This window comes from Pseudomonas sp. TE3895 (assembly GCF_056278855.1).
Genome location: NZ_JBWBQE010000001.1, coordinates 3,319,880 through 3,338,679, shown reverse-complemented (window position 1 = coordinate 3,338,679; position 18,800 = coordinate 3,319,880). Strand labels below are relative to the sequence as shown.

The following is an 18,800-nucleotide window of genomic DNA, read 5'->3' as shown; positions in this document are numbered from 1 at the left end:
GGTTGCTTGCACTCAATGACCCGTGAGGTCATGGACATTGCACTCAAGGACGATCAGGGCAACGCATGAATCAGCATCTGTTCCATCGCAGCACCCCTGCCCCGCACATCTCAGCGGGCCAGCATCTTCGCGAACTGCGCCGTCAGGCCAACCTCAGCCAGCTGGAACTGGCGCTGCTGACGGGGCTGTCGCAGCGTCATCTGAGCTGTGTGGAAACAGGACGCGCCAAAGCCAGCCCAGGCACCTTGCATGCCCTCCTCTCGGCCCTGAATGCGCCGCTGGAGCGGTGCAACGAAGTATTCGTTGCTGCAGGATACGCACCCCGCTACGCCGCCACGCCACTCGATGCGCCTGAACTGGCCTTGGTGAATACTGCCATCGAGCATATTCTGCAGGTGAACAACCCCGCTCCGGCGATCGTCATCGACAGCCACTGGGACGTCATCGCCGCCAACGCCAGTACCGGGCTGCTGTTGGCGATGGCCGGTGTCAGCGCACAGCCGGCAACCGGCCTCAACCTGCTACAGACACTGCTGTGCCCGGGTGGTCTGGGTGATCACCTGGCCAACGCGCCGGAAATCCGCGCTGCAGCCTGGCAACGTGCATCCAGGGAGGCCGCAGGCAATCCGGCACTGGCAGCGCGCTTGCGCGACTTGCCGGCCCCGGCAAGCCCGTGCCAGATGACGACAGCCACCCCTCTGCTGCTGACCCGCGTGAACACCCCGTATGGTGAGCTGCGGTTCCTGTCCACGTTCACCACCTTTGGCATGCCGCAGGATGTCACCGTGCAGTCACTGCGCATCGAACACCTGATCCCCGCCGACCCACAGACCCGGCAAAGAATGCAGGCAGCGTTCGAGCAATGGTCGGCCGTTACAGCGTGAACGTCAGGGTCTGGCCAAGGAACCTGGCGCTGACCTGGTGGCCTGTTTCATGCAAATCGAACGGCTGGCACATGGCCCCGGTGGTCACGACATCCCCGGCCTTCAGGGTCTGGCCACGCTCGGCAGCGTGCGCGTACAGGTGAGCCAGCGACACCAGCGGGTCGGTGGCCGCATCGCCAGACAAGCCACCGGCGCGCCGTTGGCCATCCACATGCACCTCGGTGGTTTCGGCCAGGTCGGCGAGCAACGGCACATTGATACCGGCGCCCAGGCTATTGCCGACCACCAATGCTTCAAACCCCACGTTGTCAGCCACAAAACTTGGCCAGCCGACAGCCTTTCGGTCGACAAAGCGCGAACGCACCACTTCAAAGGTGACGCACGTGGCGCGAATATCCTCACTCACCGGTACGCGCCCGGCTTGCGGAGGAATATCCCGGTCCAGCACGAAGGCAATTTCGCATTCGATGGTCACCGGCGTAACCGCTGGCAGCTGGATATGTGCGCCATCGGCATGGCAACGCCCCGCTTCCAGTTGGCCAATCAAGGGCCGCGACAACTTGCCGGCACGCATGCCTGCCGGGCTGCCGACGCCCAGCTTCCACCCGGCGCGCTGGCCTGCGGCAGCGGCAAACAACTGGTCCTGGCTGTCATAGCCTTGTTTCAACGTCTCGGGCTTGAGGCTGCCGGGCAGTTCCGTCAGCAGGTCACCGCTGCGCCAGTGTTGCAGTAGCAAGGCTGCAGTGCGTTGGTGTACGAAGAGCGAACGGTTCATCAAGACCTCATTGAGATAGGCGATGGCAGGCAACAGATGCTATGACCTGAAATTGATAATGATAAATATATTGTCATGATGCCCATCATCACAAATTGTTATTGAACTGCCTGATGAAACCCGCCTGCAGGTGCATGCTCAGCGATCAGTGGAAACCGGCTGCTTCAACAACAACACATAAGCCATCGCAGCAACCGCGGCCACGGCGGCACTGATCAGGAATGCCGAAGCGAAGGACCCGGTCTGCTGAATGCTGAACCCGGTCACGATGGGCGCCACGGAGCCTGCCAGGTAGCCGCCGAAGTTCTGGATCGAGCCAAACGAGGCCACGCGCTGGCTATCGACCACGGTGTTGGCGATCATCCATGCGGTAGAGCTGGCCATGTTCACGCTGAACAGTGCGCAACACAGCAGCGCCACACTGAGCAGGAAGCCGCTACCGAACGACAGGGGAACGGTGAATGCGGCCGCCGCGAGCAACGCAGTCACTACAACCCGCTTGCGGCTACCCAGCACACTGGCACCGTTCTTCACCAGGCGGTCGCAGATGCGGCCCGCGACAATGGTGCCCAACGCGCCGAATACATAGGCCAGCGAAACCACCCAGGCGGTCTGGTACAGGCTCAAGCCATGCTCGCGCTCGAAGTAGCCCGGCAGCCAGGTCAGGTGCAGCCACAGCATGTAGATCACCCCCATGAAGCCCAATACTGCGCCCCAGGTGCTCTTGTGGCGGAACAGTTCGGCCCACGCCGCCAGTTGTGCCTGCACACTGGGCCTGGCGCTTGGTACCGCCTGTTTATGCGCCTGGGCCGCCAGCAGCTGCTCACGCGCCTCGGCAGGCAGTTCGGCCAGGTACCGCGCCTTGCTTTTGTAGAAAGCGAACCAGCAGGCGGCAACCAGAATGCCGAACACTCCGGTGACGATGAACATGCCGCGCCAGCCCCAGGTGACCATCAGCAGCGTCAGCAACGGCGGCGCCAGACACGGCCCGATGCAGGTCGATGACAGCACGATGCCGGTCGGCGTCCCCCGCTTCTCGGCCTCGAACCACTCCGCCAGCGCCTTGGCCGCCGACGGGAACATCGGCGCCTCGCCAATTCCCAGCACCACCCTGAGCCCGATGAATGCAGAAAAACTGTTGATCAGGCCTGAAGCCGTCTGTGCCACCGACCAGCCCAGCAGGGCCGCCCCCAGCGAAATCTTGCTGCCCAGGCGGTCGATGATCATGCCCAAGGGCAGTTGCGAAAAGGCATACGCCAGGGAAAACGCCGACAGCAGAATGCCCATCTGTGACGGCGTGATGCCCATGTCGCGCTGGATGGACGTATTGGCAATCGACAACGCACTGCGGTCGACGTAGTTGATGATGCCGATCACCAGCAACAGGCTGACGGTGATGACCTGGTACTTTCTGAACGGGTTCGAGCTGGCGACCGCTTCAGGTTCGCGGGCAAGCCCGGGTTGCGCATATTTGGTATTCATGGGCGTTCACTTTTGTTGTTATTGGTTGAACAGCAGGTAACGGCTTACATGGACGCTTCAAGCAGCCACTGGTAGTCCTCGGCAGATGCCTCACGTGGGTTGGTGCGGTGGCTGTGATCGGCCAACGCGCCCTGGACGATGCGTGGGAACAGGTCCGGGTTGACATCCAGTTCGCCAAGGCCGGTCGGCAGGCCCAGCGTACGGGTCATGTGGCGAATGGCATCTTCGATCTGGCTGTCATCGGCCAGCCCCATCGCCTGGGCGATGCGTTGCATCTTGTGTTCACTCACCACCGTTTCGGCCGTGCGGTTGAAGCGGATGACGGCAGGCAGGAAGATCGCATTGAGGGTGCCGTGGTGCAGGCGCGGGTTGATCCCGCCCAGCGCGTGGCTAAGGCTGTGCACGCAGCCCAGGCCTTTCTGGAAGGCCAGCGCACCTTGCAGCGATGCGCTCATCATGTTGATGCGCCCGTCCAGGTTGCCCGGCGCGCGGGTGGCTCGTTCGATGAAGCGCCAGGCCCGCCACAGGCCGTCCAGGGCAATGCCGTCGGCAGGCGGGTTGAACGCAGGTGCCATGAAGGTTTCCAGGCAGTGGGCAATCGCGTCCATGCCGGTGGCAGCCGTGAGTTGAGCCGGCAACCCGAGGGTCAATGCCGGGTCACAGATGGCGGCCTTGGGCACCACATGGGGCGAGATCACCCCAACCTTGCGCCCGTCATCGAGTATCAGGATGGCACCGCGCCCGACCTCGCTCCCCGTGCCGGCCGTGGTCGGCACCGCAATCACCGGCGCGGTTGCCGGGGTGATCCGGGCCAGGCCGCCCTCGATCACCGCAAAGCCCTTCAACGGGCCGTCGTGCCGGGCACACACAGCCACCCCCTTGGCCAGGTCAATTGCCGAGCCACCGCCAATGGCGATGATGCCATCACAGCCATATGCCTTGAACATGGCCACGGCCTCACGCACGGCATGCTCGTTGGGATTGGGTGGCGTACCGTCGTAGATCGGCAGTTGTGCGGTGGTGCTGCCGAAGGTGTTCAACGCCGTATCGACGATACCGGCGGCACGCACGCCACGGTCGGTCACGATCAAAGGCCTGGTTATACCAATGCGCCCACATTCGGCGGGCAGGCAGGCAATGGCACCGATATCGAATTGGATCTGAGTGATGTAGTTGATCAGGGACATAAGGCTTGGCAGGCTCCTGGCTTTATTGTTCTGGGCGTTTCAGCCGCACTGGATGCGACACTGTGCAGCGCCAGTATAGGAATGCGCGGCTGGCCATGGTATTGAGAACAATCCATATCGGTATAACCAGGACTAATACCAGATGACCCCATCGCTCAATTCGATCATGTCCCGCCTGCACGCCCGCCACCTGCGCTTGTTGATCGAGTTGGACGAGCACCGCTCGCTGCTCGGTGCAGCAAGCAGCGTCGGGCTTACCCAGCCTGGTGCCAGCAAGGCCTTGCAGGAAATCGAAACCACCTTCGGCACCGTGCTGTTCAACCGCACCAACCGAGGCCTGGAGCCCACGGCCGCCGGACACTGCGCCATCCGCTACGCACGCCTGTTGCAGACCGATATCGCCAACCTGCGGCACGATCTGGATGCAATCCTGCGTGGGGTCGGCGGCCGGCTGGCTGTGGGGGCGATCATGGGCGCGGTGCCGTTGCTGATGAAGGCGGTGTCACAGCTGGCCAGCATCCAGCCACAGATGTCGTTCGAAATCATCGAAGACACCAGCCAGTCGCTGCTGACGCAGATCGAGAGCGGCCGCCTGGACATCGCCCTGTGCCGCACCAGTGTCAGCAATACGCCGCAGCTGTTCGCCAGCACCTTTGTCCAGGATGAGACACTGGCGGTCATCGCCAACATCGACCACCCGCTCAAGCATGCGCCAAGCCTGAGCCTTGCCGACCTGGCCGAGAGCCGCTGGATCGTCTACCGGGCCAACATGCCCATGCGCGTGCAACTGGAGCGCGAATTTCACGATGCCGGGCTGCGCTTCCCGCTGCACCTGGTTGAAACCACTTCGATCCTGGCGACCTTGTCGCTGTTGCAAAACCGTCCTGACTTCGTTGCGCTGGTGTCGATCGACGTGGCCCGGCAATGTGCAATGAATCAACAGGTGAGCATACTGCCCTTGAGCATGGGCTCGGTCAGCGACCCCTACGAGTTGGTAACCCGTAAAGGCAGCCAGGCAACACCGGCCATGGACACGCTCACCGAACTGCTGCTGTTGCAGGGCCGACAGCGCTGCGACAGTTAATGCGGTTTCATGGCAGGCCACTGGGAAATCCGGGCTGAAAGGCTGAGGGTCAAGACAGTGATGAGGCAGCCCGCCAGCCCTGGGTAATCAGCCTTGCAGCTACACCGGCAGTTCGGTGGTGAGCTTGATTTTTTCCATCGGGACTTCGGTCTTCACGTTCTGGACCACGCTCAGGCTGGTCAGGTGCGCCACCTGGAAGCGTCGATAGGCCTCCAGGTCTGCTGCCACCACCCGTAGCATCAAATCACAATCGCCCGCCATCACATGGCACTCCACCACTTCGGGCAACTGGCGCACAGCCTCGACAAATTCGTCCGTGGTTTCCTGGTCCTGACGCTTGAGCCATACCCTCACAAACAGGGTCAGGCCTAGCGAGACCTTGGCCGGGTCCAGCAGCGCCACATAACGCTCGATCACCCCAGCCTCCTCCAACAGGCGTACCCGGCGCAGGCACGGCGAGGCAGACAAGCCTACCTGTTTGGCCAGCTCCTGGTTCTGCAACCTGCCGTCGCGCTGCAGCGCCCGGAGGATACGGCGGTCGATGGCATCTAGCTTGATTGGCATTGATAAACCTTTTTTTCGATATTGTCGGTAGCAAATGCCAAATGATCTGCCCATCAGCGCAACTGCGCAAGCCAATTTCAGTCGTTAATTGGAATAATTTGCCTCCATTGGAGGTGACCATGAATGCCCTTGAACCTGTACTGAACGACCCACCCGCCACCACGCCGCACAGCGAACTGCGCCGTGGCGCCGTTGCCGCCCTGCCGGTATTGCTTGGGTTCATCCCCTTTGCCCTGGTACTCGGTGCGCAAGCTTCCCAGCAGCAATTGACAGCCGGCGCAGTGGCACTGATGACTGGCCTCAACTTCGGTGGCGGATCGGAGTTGGCCGCAATCGAGCTGTGGACCTCACCGCCAGCAATCCTTGTGATTGTTGCCATGACCCTGCTGATCAACAGCCGCCACCTGCTGATGGGCGCGACGCTGGCGCCTTGCTTGAGCCACCTGCCGTTGCCCAAGGCATTAGGAGCGCTGTTCTTCATGTGTGACGAGAGTTGGGCCATGGGCCTGGCCGATGCACGCCAGCGTGGTGGCTTCAGCCTGTGCTATTTCATGGGCGTGTCGCTATCCCTTTGGATCACCTGGGTCACCTTCACCAGCCTTGGCACACAGATCGGGCCATTGCTCGGGGACCTGCGCAGCTATGGCTTCGACATGGCCTTCGCCGCGGTCTTTCTGGTACTGCTCAAAGGCCTGTGGAAAGGTGTACACGCTGCCCTGCCATGGTTGTTCAGCCTGTTCACCGCAGCGCTGTTCTACCTGCTGATCCCCGGTGGCTGGTACGTGCTCGCGGGCACTGTAGCCGGCCTGGTGACCGCCTATTTGTGGGCCAAGCCATGATTGACGTTGCTACGCTGGTCACCATCGTTGGCATGGCCGTGGTCACCTACCTGACCCGTGCGCTGGGTTTTTTACTGCTGCGCAACCGCACCCTGGGCCCGCAACTGACCCAGGTGCTGAACGCCGCGCCCGGCTGCGTGCTGATTGCCGTGATCGCGCCCAAGTTCGTTTCCGGGCACCCGGCCGACCTGATTGCTCTGGGGCTTACCGTGTACGCCGCTGCGCGGTTTTCCCTGTTGCCGGTAGTGGTATTTGCCATTGCCGTGACGGGGTTGCTGCGCGTGCTGTTGCCGGCATGACCTGCCGCTACACCTGCACGCCATTGACCCAAATCAAGCCCTCGCGCCGGGTTCGCGCGACGATGGCTGCACGCAAGGAATGACTCAAGTACCGACAGGTGCACAGTGCGCAAGGTTTACCGCTTGATCGCTGTGCGCGCCTTGACCAAGGAGCCCCACATGAACCCGCTGAAACACATACTGGTTGCCACCGACCTTTCCCCACATGCCCGCAACGCCGCTGAGCGGGCGGCCTACCTGAGCGATGCGCAACAGGCCTCACTGGACCTGCTCTACGTTGCCAACCCGGCACCCTTCGAGCGCCTCAAACAGTTGGTGACGCCTGATGACGATCTGTTGAAACGCGTACTGGATAGCGCAGGCGAGAAAACCCACGCACTGGCAGCGCTGCTGTTCCAGCGTTACGGTATCTCCGCTGGCGTGCAGGTCGCCAGCGGCTCGGTGATCACGGAGATCAACCGGGTGGTGCAGGACAAGCACAGCGACCTGCTGGTGTGTGGGGCCAGGGGCCAGAACGTAGCGCGGCGCCTGCTGCTGGGTTCAACTGTGCAGAAACTGCTCAACCGCATGCCCTGCCCTTTGCTGGTGGTCAAGCCGGCCCCTCGTGATGCCTACCGCACCGTGCTGGTGCCAGTCGATTTTTCGTCCGTTTCACTGCGCACGATCGAATTGGCCAAGGCCATTGCCCCGCAAGCAGAGATCATTCTGCTGCATGCGTACGAAGCCCCGTTCGAAGCCAGCGTGCGCTTCGCCCATCTCGACCACGATACCCTCACCCACTACCGCAATGTCATCCGCAAGGATGCACAAGTACAGCTCGCGGCGCTGAGTGAGGCTGCCGGCCTGGCCGATGCGAGGCAGATCCTGGTGCACGGTGACCCTGGCTGGCGCATTGCCGAGCAGGAACAGGAGCTGGAGTGCGACCTGATCGTTGTCGGCAAGCAGGGGGCAAGCGCGCTGGAGGAACTGCTGGTGGGCAGCGTCACCAAGCATGTACTGAACGAATCGCAGTGTGATGTGATGGTAACACCCTAGGCTGCATGAATGTTCTGCACTGCCGCCTGTTGCGCCTATCTGGGTCAAACCACCGTGGCTGGCCTTGCCTGCTGACGTACGGGCTTGGGAAGAGCTCCTCCCGCCCACAGCATTCGCGAGTGGGGCGTCATTGCTGAGAGCAGCGGCTCTACGCAAGACGTTTCATCGATTGCACTGATGATGACTATCGAGCGGCCTGCCTGTCGGTTGGGCAAGGCCGCCTCTACAATCCCCTGCAAATCCCCCCGCTCCTGCGCCTGCTACAGGCGAGATCCCTCATGGAACCTAACCCATGCCAAGCAACAGCCAGGCCCCTCGCGGCCTTCCCGAACATAGCCAACAAAGCGTGACCCAGCAATGGCTGGCAATCCTCTCGGTAGCCGTGGGTGCTTTCGCCCTGGTCACCAGTGAGTTCCTCCCGGTGGGGGTGCTGAACGATGTGGCCAGCGACCTTGGCATCAGTGCAGGCCTTGCCGGCCTGATGGTGACCCTGCCAGGGATCATGGCTGCGTTAGCCGCCCCGTTGATTTCCGTAGGCGTCGGCGCGCTGGACCGGCGCTACCTGCTGATCGGCCTGACGCTGATCATGATCATCGCCAACGCCATCGTGGCCTACGCCGGCGACTTCAACCTGCTGTTGGTCGGCCGTGTGCTACTGGGTATCAGTATCGGCGGCTTCTGGGCGACAGCCATCGCCCTCAGCGGCCGCCTGGCACCTGACGGGATGGGCGTAGCCAAAGCCAACTCCATCATCATGGCTGGCGTAACCCTGGCGACGGTAGTGGGCGTGCCTGTCGGCACCTGGCTGAGTGGCCTGATGGGCTGGCGCATGACGTTCCTGGTCACTGCACTGGTAGGCGTACCGGTGCTGCTGGCACAGGTGTTCCTGCTGCCGCGGCTGATGCCGGAAAAGGCCATCCGCATCCGCGACCTGCCGGCGTTGTTCATCAACCCGCAAGCACGGGTCGGTCTGATCGCCGTGTTGCTGATCGGCCTGGCGCACTTTGCTGCGTACACCTATGTCGCACCGTTCTTCAAACAGAATGCCGGCTTTGACGGGCCTACGATCGGTTCATTGTTGCTGCTGTATGGCGTGGCCGGCTTCATGGGCAACATCTTCGCCGGCTTTGCGGCCAACCGCAGCGTGCGGCATACCCTGATGCTGGTCGCGCTCATGATCGCAGTCAGCACCGCCCTGTTCCCGCACTTCGCCACCGGCATGACGGGCGCCGCCATGCTGATCGCGCTGTGGGGCTTTGCCTTCGGTGCGTTCCCGGCCTGTGCCAATATCTGGATGTTTGTCGTGGCGCCCAAGGATGTCGAACGTGGCATGCCGCTGTTCGTGGCCCTGTTCCAGGTGATCATTGCCGTGGGCTCGTTCTTCGGCGGGCAAGTCGTAGACCATATGGGCACTGCGGTACTGCTGAGCCTGGCCACGGCGCTGGTGGGCTGTGGCTTTGTCACCGTGCTGGTGCTGGGGCGCAACGTCAGTAACGATCTGGCGGCGCAGCCAGGTTAAGCAGCCGCCCAGGGCGGCTGCGCAAAGCTTGAGACCGTGAAACCGAGGCGCCTGCTTCGCGGGCAAGCCCGCAGGTACCGTACGGCCCCAGGCGCTTGCATTAGCTGCAATCGCCCCGCTCGGGCTGGCGTGGTTGCCTGGCGCACATCACCTGAACCTCGGCGCCACGGGCCCTGGCCAGCAGCTCCTCGGTGTCATCGCCACCGGGCAAGGCAAGCAACAGGTCAGGGCGGCTGTCATTGAGCATGAACAGGTTGCGCAAGCGTTCGGCCGCTTTGCCGTGCAGCTGCCAGTTTGGCGGGTAGCGCACCAGATCGGCGCCATGCTCGCGCGCCCAGCTTTCGATTTCCCCTCCAATGAACTGGCTGCCACCGTGGATCAACACCCGGATCGGCCGCTGGCGCTGGACGTCGTCCAAGGCCTGGCGACAGCGTCGGGTGTCGGCGTAGTTGCGTCCTGCACAAATCAGTACTCGCATGGTCTGCTCTCCTTGCATCGCTCAGAACCACTGGCCGAAACGGCGGATATAGAGGGTCTTCATGGCCTGGGCGACCACGCAGTAGCCCAGCAGGGTGGCGGCCAGCCAAGGGAAGTACTCCCACGGCAGCGGCACCAGGCCAACCATCGCGCCCACCGGGGAGAACGGGATGTAGATACCCAATGCCATGACCAGCCCCGTTGCCAATACCACCGGCAATGCAGCGGTGCTCTGGAAGAACGGTACCTTGCGAGTGCGCAGCATGTGCACTACCAGCGTCTGTGACAGCAAGCCCTCGATGAACCAGCCAGACTGGAACAGCGCCTGCATTTCGACGCTGTTGGCGGCGAACACGTACCACATCAGGGCGAACGTGGTGATGTCGAAGATCGACGACGTAGGACCTATCCACAACATGAAGCGGCCGATGTTGCGGGCATCCCATTTACGTGGCTTGCTGAGGAACGCCTTGTCCATGCGGTCCCAGGGCAGCGACAGCTGGGAAAAGTCATACATCAGGTTCTGCAGCAACAAGTGGATCGCCAGCATCGGCAGGAACGGAATGAACGCACTGGCCACCAGGACCGAGAACACGTTGCCGAAATTGGAACTGGCGGTCATGCACAGGTACTTCATGATGTTGCCGAAGGTTTCGCGGCCTTTGAGTACGCCCTCCTCGAGCACCATCAGGCTCTTTTCCAGCAAAATGATGTCGGCCGATTCCTTGGCGATGTCGGTGCCGCTGTCCACCGAGATACCGACGTCAGCATCGCGCAGGGCGGCGGCATCGTTGATGCCGTCGCCAAGGAAGCCCACGGTGTGACCATTGGCCTGCAGGGCCTTGAGCACCCGTGATTTCTGCAACGGGGTGAGCTTGGCGAAGACGGTGCGCTCCTCCACCTGAAGCTTCAGGGTGGTGTCGTCCATGCCCTCGATGTCCTGGCCGAGCAACGGCTGGCCTGGCGCCAGGCCCACTTCACGGCAGACCTTGGACGTGACCACCGGGTTGTCGCCGGTCAGTACCTTTACCTGCACGCCCATGTCGCGCAAGGCGGCAATGGCCGGGCCGGCCGTTTCCTTGGGCGGGTCGAGGAAGGTCAGCAAGCCCTGGATGACCAGATCGCGCTCATCTTCGGTGTGATACTGCGCCTTGCCTTCGGCCGCCGGGATCTGCCGGGTGGCAACCACCAGCACGCGGAAGCCGTCCTGGTTGAAGGCATCGACACTGGCCATCAGCTGCTGGCGGCGGCACGGATCGAGGGCAACGACCTTGTCGCCTTCCTGCACATGGGTGGCGATGGCGAGCATTTCCTCGACCGCCCCTTTGCTTACCAGCAGGTGATCGCCCAAGGCATTCTTCACCACCACTGACAGGCGGCGGCGGATGAAGTCGAACGGCAGTTCGTCGACCTTTGCGTAGGCGTAAGGCGCCTGGAACTGGCGGTCCTGGCCGGCGAAATGCAGCACGGCCTGGTCCATCAGGTTGCGGATGCCGCTTTGGTGATGGCTGTTGAGCCACGCCAGCTCAAGGATGTGCTTGTCGGTTTGGCCGTCGAAGCGCACATGGTGCTCGAGGATGATCCGGTCCTGGGTGAGCGTACCGGTCTTGTCGGTGCACAGTACGTCCATGGAGCCCAGGTTCTGGATGGCGTTCAGGCGTTTGACCACCACCTTGCGCCGGGCCATGGCCACGGCGCCCTTGGCCAAGTTGGCGCTGACGATCATCGGCAGCATTTCCGGGGTCAGGCCCACTGCCACGGCAAGCGCGAAGAGGAAGGCATCACCCCAGTCGCCTTTCACCACACCGTTGATCATGAACACCACCGGCACCATCACCAGCATGAAGCGGATCAGCAGGCTACTGACGCTGTTCACGCCGCGGTCAAAAGCGGTCTGGCTGCGCGAACCGGCAATGGCCTTGGCCAGCGAGCCAAAATAGGTGCGTCGGCCGGTCGCCACCACCACGGCGCGGGCGCGGCCACTGACCACATTGGTCCCCATGAAGCAGATGTTCGGCAACTCGAGCAGGTTGTCCTGATGTGCGCCATGCTCGGCGGCGGACTTCTGCGCGACATTACCCAAGGTGTCGTACTTTTCGACCGGCAACGCTTCGCCGGTGAGCACGGCCTGGCTGATAAACAGGTCACGCGCTTCGAGCAGACGGATATCGGCGGGAATCATGTCACCTGCAGAAAGCTGCACGATGTCGCCGGCCACCAGTTCGTCCATGGGCACTTCGCGCAGGCGCGGGGCTTGCCCGATCTGCTCGCGGCGCAACACCGTGGCCGTAGTACGCACCATTGCCTTGAGCGCGTCGGCAGCCTTGTTCGAGCGGTACTCCTGCCAGAAGCGCAGCAGGCTGCTGAGGCTGACCATGGTCATGATGATGATGACCTTGGTCAGGTCGGCGTCGTCTGCTTCGCCTGCGCTGACCGGCAGCCAGTAGTCGGTGACGAAGCTGATCCCGGCCAGGGTCAGCAGTACATAGATGAACGGGTTGTTCAGGGCCTTGAGCAGCTGCACCAGGGCGGTGGGGTTGCGGGTCGTGGGCAACCTGGTTGGCCCCATCGCGCGCCAGGCGCTTGGCGGCTTCGTGCTCGGTCAGGCCCTGTTCGCTGGCATCGAGGTTGGCGAGGGTGACCGCCAGGCCATTGCGCGCTTCACGGGCGGCGCGGGTGGACAGGCGGGTTTCGCGTTCGGCCTTGGCCGATGAGGTGTTACGGTATTTGACAGTCATGTTGCTGTGCTCCTGCCGCTGCGGCGGCACGACACACAGACGTTTCACCCAGGCGGTGAACGAAGGCATGTCGGGTCGCTGAATAATGCTGGTTCTTTCCGACAGTTGTCTGTCCGCTGCCGAGAGTCGGAAGTTGTGTCGGCAGCGAACTTTCTACTCGCGCAATCCATGGTTTGATTCCTTTTCATAAACACAGGGCAATAGTTATCCCGCGAACTTTTAACGTGAAAAGTTCGAGCATAAAGATACCGCTCAATATCTTTTATTCAGTGAGAAGTGCGGGGGCTCAAGCGTGCATGAACACGCACCAGCACCCCGCAACTACTTGGGGGGTGCTGGTGGTGGTCAAAGTAGCCGTGCAGACGCCGCGGCCAGGCGCGGGCCTGCCGCGGCGCAAGGCACGCAGGCTGGCGATGTGAAACGAATGAAGTGAGGTTCATGAGCTTGCCTCCAACCGGCCAACACCGGCGGCGGCAAGTCACGGCGGAGCATCAGGCTCTGGCGCGGCTTGCCCGACCAGGGTGTCGGGACCGGTGTTCCGGTTCAAGTGCCTGACCCGGCCATTCGGCAGAGGTCAGGCAGCGACGAGATACTGTGTCCATTGAATTCTTCAGTGAAGGGAAAAAAGGCCCCGCGCTCGGGGCGGTCGAACTTTATTCAAGCGTAGTATCGAAGTCAACCCGCAAGGGGAACTTTAAATAAGTTTAACCTTATCTTAATGTTCCACGCAGGCGCAGCGCCTCAAACCTTGAACCGCCCCACCAACGCCGTCATCTCCCCCACCAGCCCCGACAACGCCTTGCTCGCCTCGCTGGTCTGCTGCGCACCCGCCGCGGAATGGTTGGACAGTTCGCGGATGTTCAGCAAGTTGCGGTCTACTTCCCGCGCCACCTGAGCCTGCTCTTCGGCCGCACTGGCAATGACCAGATTGCGCTCGTTGATTTCGCCGATCGCACTGTAGATGCCCTCCAGCACTTGCCCCGAGGCCAGGGTCACGTCCAGTGTCGACTGGGCGCGGTTGGTGCTGGCCTGCATGGAAGCCACCGCAGCTTCGGTCCCCGCCTGCACGCTGCCGATCATCTGCTCGATTTCCTGGGTCGATTGTTGCGTGCGGTAGGCCAGTGTGCGCACCTCATCCGCCACCACCGCAAAGCCGCGCCCGGCCTCACCGGCACGGGCCGCCTCGATGGCAGCATTGAGCGCCAGCAGGTTGGTCTGCTCGGACACCGAGCGGATCACTTCCAGCACCTTGCCGATGTCCCGCACCTGCCCCACCAACTGCTGCAGGTGCGCACTGCTGGTCTGGATTTCGCGGGTCATGGCTTCGGTGCCGTCGATATTTTCGCTGACTTGCCGGCGGCTTTGCGCGGCCAGCTGGTTGGATTCACTGGTGGTTTGCGAGGTGGTGATCGCGTTGCGCGCAACCTCCTCCACTGCCGTGGTCATTTCGGTCACGGCAGTCGCGGCCTGCTCCAGCTCCTGCCCCTGCTGACGCAGGTTGTTGGCGCTTTCCTCAGTGACCGCGTTCAACGCCGTGGCGGCGGCGTCCAGCTGCCGGGCACAGTTGTTGATCTGCCCAAGGGTGTCGCGCTGGCTCTGCTGCATGCGCTGCAGCTCATGGAACAGTTGGCCGATCTCGTTGTTGCCCTGCCCTTGCACCGGCACACTCAGGTCGCCACTGGCAATGCGCCGGAAATGCCCACCGGCTTCACGCAGGGGGTGCAACACACGCTGGGCAATGAACGCCCAGCACAGCACCGCCAGCACCACGGTCACGCCCAGCAGGCACAAGCTCAGCAATTGTGCCCGGGCCAGACGCCGGTCGGACTCGAGCATGATTTGCTGGCCACGTTCGCTCAGTGTGGTCACCAGTTGCTGGCGCAGGGTTTGCAACCGCCCCATGGCATTACCGGCATCGCTGTTGACCTTGAAATACTGCTCCAGCGAACGCTGGCGGGTCGCTTCACGCTGCCCGGCCACCGCCTTGGCGTATTCGGCAAAGGTAGCCTGCAGCTCGGTTGCCAGCACGCGAAGGGCGGGTTCGCGGGCGTTTTCGACAAATTCGTCGACCAGCGCCTGGCTCTTGTTGTTCAGCTCCACCGACAGCGCCATGCGCTTGCCTGCACTCTCGTCATGGCCACCCAACTGCTCGATAAAGCCCGAAGACACGTTGGCGCTGGAGCGAATCGCCATCAGCAACGCATTGTTCAACCGGTCCGACTGGTGCGCAGTCTGGTCCAGTTCAGTGATCTGCTGGTCGCTACCCACGGCAGCCCACCAGGCACTGGCAGTCGAAAACAGCAGGGTCAGGCTGAACAGCGACAACACCCAGAACATTCCGGTGCGAATTTTCAGGTTGGCAAGCATGCGGGCAGTACTCCTTGTTGGCACCACTTCTGATCGAAGATTCGATGGTGGGTGTGCTGCTATCGGAGGTGCTGGCGCAGGCTTGAGGCGCCGTGATGCGGTTATGTGCGGTAACCGAACGGAATGCGTTGAGACCCAGAGGCTTCGCGCCCCTTGGGGGCGGAACCCTCTTGCACAAATCCTGAGGCCAGCGCGATCACTGTGGGAGCGGGCTTGCCCGCGAACACGGGCGAAGCCCGTGCCATCCCCTGTCGCGACAGAAGGCCGTGCCTACAGCCACCGCGCCTTGCCAATCGCTTTCGCGGCGTCTGCCAGGCGTTGGGTCGCCTGCCGGATCTCATCCGTATCCAGCGAAGCAAACCCCAGGCGCAAGGCATTCTCGGCATGGCCAAACGGTGAAAACTGTCGCCCACTGCGCACCACCAGGTCCCGTTCCAGCGCTTTGTCGACCAACTGATCCACGTTGATCTCATCGGCAAACCTCACCCACAGCGCCAGGCCACCTTCTGGCGCCTGCACGCTGATCTGTTCGCCGAACGCATCGCGCAAACACCCCAACAAAGTCTCGCGCCGGCGCCGGTACTCGCGGTTGACCCGGCGCAGGTGCTTCTTCAGTTCGCCATCATTGATCAGGTCCGCCAACATCTGCTGCATGACTGCATCGCCCTGCCCCAGGGTCAACATCGCCCTGCGTTCCAGCACGGTTGTCACTTCCACCGGTGCCACGATATAGCTGCAACGGAACGTACTGCCCAAAGGCTTGGACAGTGAGCCAATGTAAATCACGTGCCGCTGCTGGCGGTCGCTGGCCAACGGCAGATAAGGCCGCCCGGCAAAGTGGTATTCGTAGTCGTAATCCTCTTCGACCACGCAAAAGGCATGCTGGCGCGCCAGCTCCAGCAGCTGTTGCCTGCGCCCGGCTGGCAGGCTGACCGTGGTCGGGAACTGGTGATGGGGTGTTATGTACATCATCCGCACCTTGTGCTGCCGGCACAGGGCCTCGAGCTGATCGACCCGGCAGCCCTCATGGTCCAGCTCCACGGTCACCAGGCGGGCACCCAGCTGACGGAAGATCTCCCACGCAGGGGGGTAACTCAGGCGCTCGACCAGCACAACGTCACCCGGCTTGAGCAACACACTGGCCACCAGGGACAGTGACATCTGCACCCCCTGGGTCAGGCAGATATGCTCGGCGCCAACGTTCAGGCTGCGATTGTGCCGCAACATGTCGGCCAGGGCGCTGCGCAGATTGCGGCTGCTGCACTCGCTGCCGTGGCGCACACTATTGCTGCTGAAGCTGCTGCGCAAGGCATTGCGGTAATAGCGGTGCAGTACAGCCTGCGGTAGCAGGCGGTGGTCACAGGCGCCGTTGTCGAAGAACAAGGCCCCCGGCCGCCCTTGTTGGGCTACAGCCTGTTCGTTCGCCTTGAAGTAGGCAACGGCAGGTTCCTCTGGCAGCGCCAGGGCAAAAGGCCGCACGGCACCGCAAACGGCCGCTGTGCCGGGCGCCAGCTGCTGGCTGACAAAGGTGCCCCGGCGTTGCACGCTTTGCAGCCAGCCTTTGGTTTCGGCTTCCTCATAAGCAAGGATCACGGTCTTGCGATTGACGTTCAGCAGTTGCGCCATCTCCCGCGTGCCCGGCAGCGGCGTGCCAGGGCGCAGGCGACCCTCGCTGATTGCGGCCACCAGCCCTTCGACGATCTGCCGGTACGAAGCTTGTGCCCCATCGAGCTTGAGCAGTGGCTGCCATTTACGAAGCTGGACCATATGAAATATCCAAAACTGGAGGTTCTGCTGGTCCTGGACTATAGCAACAATCGAACCTCCATTTGCCCCGAGGTGCTCATGCAAAGCCGCCACATCATTGAATTGTCGCCCTCGGGCAAAACGTTCGAAGCCAGCCAGGAGCTGCTGCTCGACGCCATGCTCGCCAGCGGCCTGCCGGTACCCTTCTCCTGCCGCCGCGGCGCCTGCGGCTCGTGCAAGGTCAAGGTGGTGTCGGGGCAGCATCAGGACAAGCAGCGGGATGCGGACACACCGCCGCCGTCCTATCCCTTGGCCGCCGACGAGATGTTGCTGTGCCAGAGCCACGCCTGCAGCGACATGCGCCTGGAAATACCCGGCTGGTCACTGGACGCACCCGCACTGGAAACCCAGGCACAGGTGGTTGGCAAGCGCGCGCTGAGCGCAGATATCGTCGAGCTGGTGTTGCAGCCTGCTCAGCCGCTGGAGGTGCGGGCGGGCCAGTACATGCGGTTTCAGTTGGACAACGGCGACAGCCGCTGTTTCTCCATTGCCAACCTGCCTGCCCAGGCACAAGGGCAACTGGTGTTTCACATCCGCAAGGTCAGCGGCGGCCTGTTCACTGAAGGTTTGCTGCCCACCCTGCAAGCAGGTGCAACGGTAAAGCTCGAAGGCCCGCTGGGCGCCTGTACCTGGCAGCACGATGACCAACGCCCGCTGATCCTTTTCGCCACCGGCACAGGTTACGCCGGCATCAAGCCGCTGTTGCTGACAGCCTTGGCCGGCGATGCCGACGTCACGCTGTATTGGGGCGGCTCTTCGCCGGCGGATTTTTATGATCGCGAATTTCTCGACGTGTCCAGCCGTGTGCACCCGCACTTTCGCTGGCAACCGGTGCTCTCGGCCCAGGCACGTATACAACAGGTGGCGCTCAGCCAGACGCATCGCTGGGACGAAGCCCAGGTCTATGCCTGTGGCAATGCCACGATGATCACCCAGGTCCGCGAGCAATGCCTTGCAGCAGGGGTACAGCCCCATCGCTTTGTAGCCGAGGCCTTTGTCGCCAGTGGCGCACTGACAACGCAGGCTTCCTCAGCCAGCACGCTGCACCCTGAGCTGGAAAAGGTCGGCCCACGTTATTCGCTGGACGGCATGCTCGCGGCCCGCGAACAGTCGGTGCGGGCCGTGGCCGCCATTGCCAGCCAACTGCAGGTCGGCATGACCACCGCCCAGGCCCTGGAGATGGCCGCGCATACCCTGCAGGCGATGGGCGCCTCACACACCTGGCACCCCACCTACATCCGTTTTGGTGACGATACCGTACGTACGCCACGGCAAGGCATTGACCTTCAACGCGTGTTACGTACCACGGACATCGTCGTGGTCGACGTTGGCCCGGTTTGGGATGGCTATGAAGGTGACTATGGCGATACCTTCGTGTTTGGCCAGCACGCCCTGCACCACGCCTGCGTGAAGGCACTGCATGAAGTGTTCGACGAGACCCGCCAGGCCTGGGGCCGCGGGTTGACCGGGCGTGAACTGTATGACTTCGCCGAGCGCAGTGCCCAGGCCAAAGGTTGGCAGCTGGAGCGCAACCTGGCCGGGCATCGCATCGCCGACTTCCCGCATGTGTTGTATAGCCAGGACAAGCTGGCCGAGGTGGAGATTGTCCCGAGCGAGGTGGTGTGGGTGCTGGAGATACAACTGTGTCACCCTACCGAACCTGTCGGGGCATTCTTCGAAGACATCCTGATTGGCGAACGCAAGCCGGGCGCTGCCAGGGCAGCTTGATACCGCATCAGCCCTT

The 18,800-nt window shown here is 62.4% G+C and carries 14 protein-coding genes and 1 pseudogene; 7 read left to right on the top strand and 8 right to left on the bottom strand.

Annotation, left to right across the window (positions count from 1 at the left end; all coding sequences use genetic code 11):
* Positions 1-65: 65 nt before the first annotated feature.
* Complete coding sequence (locus ACZ889_RS14960; RefSeq protein WP_180688279.1) at positions 66-884, top strand: helix-turn-helix domain-containing protein; 819 nt, start codon at positions 66-68, stop codon at positions 882-884.
* Here ACZ889_RS14960 and ACZ889_RS14955 read toward each other — a convergent pair.
* The 3 genes from ACZ889_RS14955 to ACZ889_RS14945 form a co-directional block, all read right to left on the bottom strand.
* Positions 874-1,659, bottom strand: a complete 786-nt coding sequence (locus tag ACZ889_RS14955) for a 2-keto-4-pentenoate hydratase (RefSeq protein ID WP_180688280.1) — start codon at positions 1,657-1,659, stop codon at positions 874-876. The two genes, ACZ889_RS14960 and ACZ889_RS14955, sit on opposite strands and share 11 nt — an antisense overlap.
* Before the next feature lie 138 nt (positions 1,660-1,797).
* Positions 1,798-3,141: an MFS transporter gene (locus ACZ889_RS14950; protein ID WP_070095498.1), complete on the bottom strand. Its 1,344-nt coding sequence runs from the start codon at positions 3,139-3,141 to the stop codon at positions 1,798-1,800.
* Positions 3,142-3,185: 44 nt separating this feature from the next.
* Positions 3,186-4,328: an iron-containing alcohol dehydrogenase gene (locus ACZ889_RS14945; protein WP_476257518.1), complete on the bottom strand. Its 1,143-nt coding sequence runs from the start codon at positions 4,326-4,328 to the stop codon at positions 3,186-3,188.
* A gap of 142 nt (positions 4,329-4,470) precedes the next feature.
* On the opposite strand from ACZ889_RS14945, the gene ACZ889_RS14940 reads away from it, so the two are divergent.
* On the top strand, positions 4,471-5,412 hold the full coding sequence (locus tag ACZ889_RS14940; protein WP_010953569.1) for a LysR family transcriptional regulator: 942 nt from the start codon (positions 4,471-4,473) through the stop codon (positions 5,410-5,412).
* Positions 5,413-5,511: 99 nt separating this feature from the next.
* Here ACZ889_RS14940 and ACZ889_RS14935 read toward each other — a convergent pair whose 3' ends face one another.
* Complete coding sequence (locus ACZ889_RS14935; RefSeq protein ID WP_014753443.1) at positions 5,512-5,976, bottom strand: Lrp/AsnC family transcriptional regulator; 465 nt, start codon at positions 5,974-5,976, stop codon at positions 5,512-5,514.
* 119 nt (positions 5,977-6,095) lie between these two features.
* Between ACZ889_RS14935 and ACZ889_RS14930 the strand changes: the two genes are divergently transcribed.
* The 4 genes from ACZ889_RS14930 to ACZ889_RS14915 all read left to right on the top strand — a co-directional run bounded on the left by ACZ889_RS14930 (position 6,096) and on the right by ACZ889_RS14915 (position 9,668).
* Positions 6,096-6,815 carry an AzlC family ABC transporter permease gene (locus tag ACZ889_RS14930; RefSeq protein ID WP_180688282.1) on the top strand — a complete coding sequence of 240 codons (720 nt, stop codon included), beginning with the start codon at positions 6,096-6,098 and terminating at the stop codon, positions 6,813-6,815.
* A complete protein-coding gene (locus ACZ889_RS14925) occupies positions 6,812-7,114 on the top strand; it encodes an AzlD family protein (RefSeq protein WP_212628468.1) in 303 nt (100 codons plus the stop codon). Before ACZ889_RS14930 ends, ACZ889_RS14925 begins: the two co-directional genes overlap by 4 nt.
* A gap of 159 nt (positions 7,115-7,273) precedes the next feature.
* Positions 7,274-8,149 (top strand): universal stress protein, encoded by an 876-nt coding sequence (locus tag ACZ889_RS14920; RefSeq protein WP_180688284.1) that lies wholly within the window; start codon positions 7,274-7,276, stop codon positions 8,147-8,149.
* A gap of 292 nt (positions 8,150-8,441) precedes the next feature.
* Complete coding sequence (locus ACZ889_RS14915; protein ID WP_003254145.1) at positions 8,442-9,668, top strand: MFS transporter; 1,227 nt, start codon at positions 8,442-8,444, stop codon at positions 9,666-9,668.
* Between the two features lie 100 nt (positions 9,669-9,768).
* On the opposite strand, the gene ACZ889_RS14910 is transcribed toward ACZ889_RS14915, so the two are convergent.
* From ACZ889_RS14910 to pdxR, 4 genes and pseudogenes are all read right to left on the bottom strand, one after another.
* On the bottom strand, positions 9,769-10,146 hold the full coding sequence (locus ACZ889_RS14910) for a DUF2493 domain-containing protein (RefSeq protein WP_476257517.1): 378 nt from the start codon (positions 10,144-10,146) through the stop codon (positions 9,769-9,771).
* Between the two features lie 21 nt (positions 10,147-10,167).
* A pseudogene (gene mgtA / locus ACZ889_RS14905) lies at positions 10,168-12,883 on the bottom strand (magnesium-translocating P-type ATPase).
* A gap of 741 nt (positions 12,884-13,624) precedes the next feature.
* Entirely contained in the window at positions 13,625-15,250 is a 1,626-nt protein-coding gene (locus tag ACZ889_RS14900) for a methyl-accepting chemotaxis protein (protein ID WP_180688286.1), read from the bottom strand.
* Positions 15,251-15,520: 270 nt separating this feature from the next.
* The gene (gene pdxR, locus ACZ889_RS14895; protein ID WP_476257516.1) at positions 15,521-17,017 is read right to left on the bottom strand and encodes a MocR-like pyridoxine biosynthesis transcription factor PdxR; all 1,497 of its coding nucleotides are present in this window, start codon (positions 17,015-17,017) and stop codon (positions 15,521-15,523) included.
* On the opposite strand from pdxR, the gene ACZ889_RS14890 reads away from it, so the two are divergent.
* On the top strand, positions 17,018-18,784 hold the full coding sequence (locus tag ACZ889_RS14890; RefSeq protein ID WP_476257515.1) for a M24 family metallopeptidase: 1,767 nt from the start codon (positions 17,018-17,020) through the stop codon (positions 18,782-18,784).
* The last annotated feature ends 16 nt before the right edge of the window (positions 18,785-18,800 follow it).

Coding starts and splice junctions, on each gene's coding strand:
- ACZ889_RS14910 (WP_476257517.1), bottom strand. CDS start 10,146: ATGCGAGTACTGATTTGTGCAGGACGCAACTACGCCGACACCCGACGC.
- ACZ889_RS14945 (WP_476257518.1), bottom strand. CDS start 4,328: ATGTCCCTGATCAACTACATCACTCAGATCCAATTCGATATCGGTGCC.
- ACZ889_RS14900 (WP_180688286.1), bottom strand. CDS start 15,250: ATGCTTGCCAACCTGAAAATTCGCACCGGAATGTTCTGGGTGTTGTCG.
- ACZ889_RS14955 (WP_180688280.1), bottom strand. CDS start 1,659: ATGAACCGTTCGCTCTTCGTACACCAACGCACTGCAGCCTTGCTACTG.
- ACZ889_RS14960 (WP_180688279.1), top strand. CDS start 66: ATGAATCAGCATCTGTTCCATCGCAGCACCCCTGCCCCGCACATCTCA.
- ACZ889_RS14940 (WP_010953569.1), top strand. CDS start 4,471: ATGACCCCATCGCTCAATTCGATCATGTCCCGCCTGCACGCCCGCCAC.
- ACZ889_RS14915 (WP_003254145.1), top strand. CDS start 8,442: ATGCCAAGCAACAGCCAGGCCCCTCGCGGCCTTCCCGAACATAGCCAA.
- pdxR (WP_476257516.1), bottom strand. CDS start 17,017: ATGGTCCAGCTTCGTAAATGGCAGCCACTGCTCAAGCTCGATGGGGCA.
- ACZ889_RS14935 (WP_014753443.1), bottom strand. CDS start 5,976: ATGCCAATCAAGCTAGATGCCATCGACCGCCGTATCCTCCGGGCGCTG.
- ACZ889_RS14920 (WP_180688284.1), top strand. CDS start 7,274: ATGAACCCGCTGAAACACATACTGGTTGCCACCGACCTTTCCCCACAT.
- ACZ889_RS14925 (WP_212628468.1), top strand. CDS start 6,812: ATGATTGACGTTGCTACGCTGGTCACCATCGTTGGCATGGCCGTGGTC.
- ACZ889_RS14890 (WP_476257515.1), top strand. CDS start 17,018: ATGAAATATCCAAAACTGGAGGTTCTGCTGGTCCTGGACTATAGCAAC.
- ACZ889_RS14950 (WP_070095498.1), bottom strand. CDS start 3,141: ATGAATACCAAATATGCGCAACCCGGGCTTGCCCGCGAACCTGAAGCG.
- ACZ889_RS14930 (WP_180688282.1), top strand. CDS start 6,096: ATGAATGCCCTTGAACCTGTACTGAACGACCCACCCGCCACCACGCCG.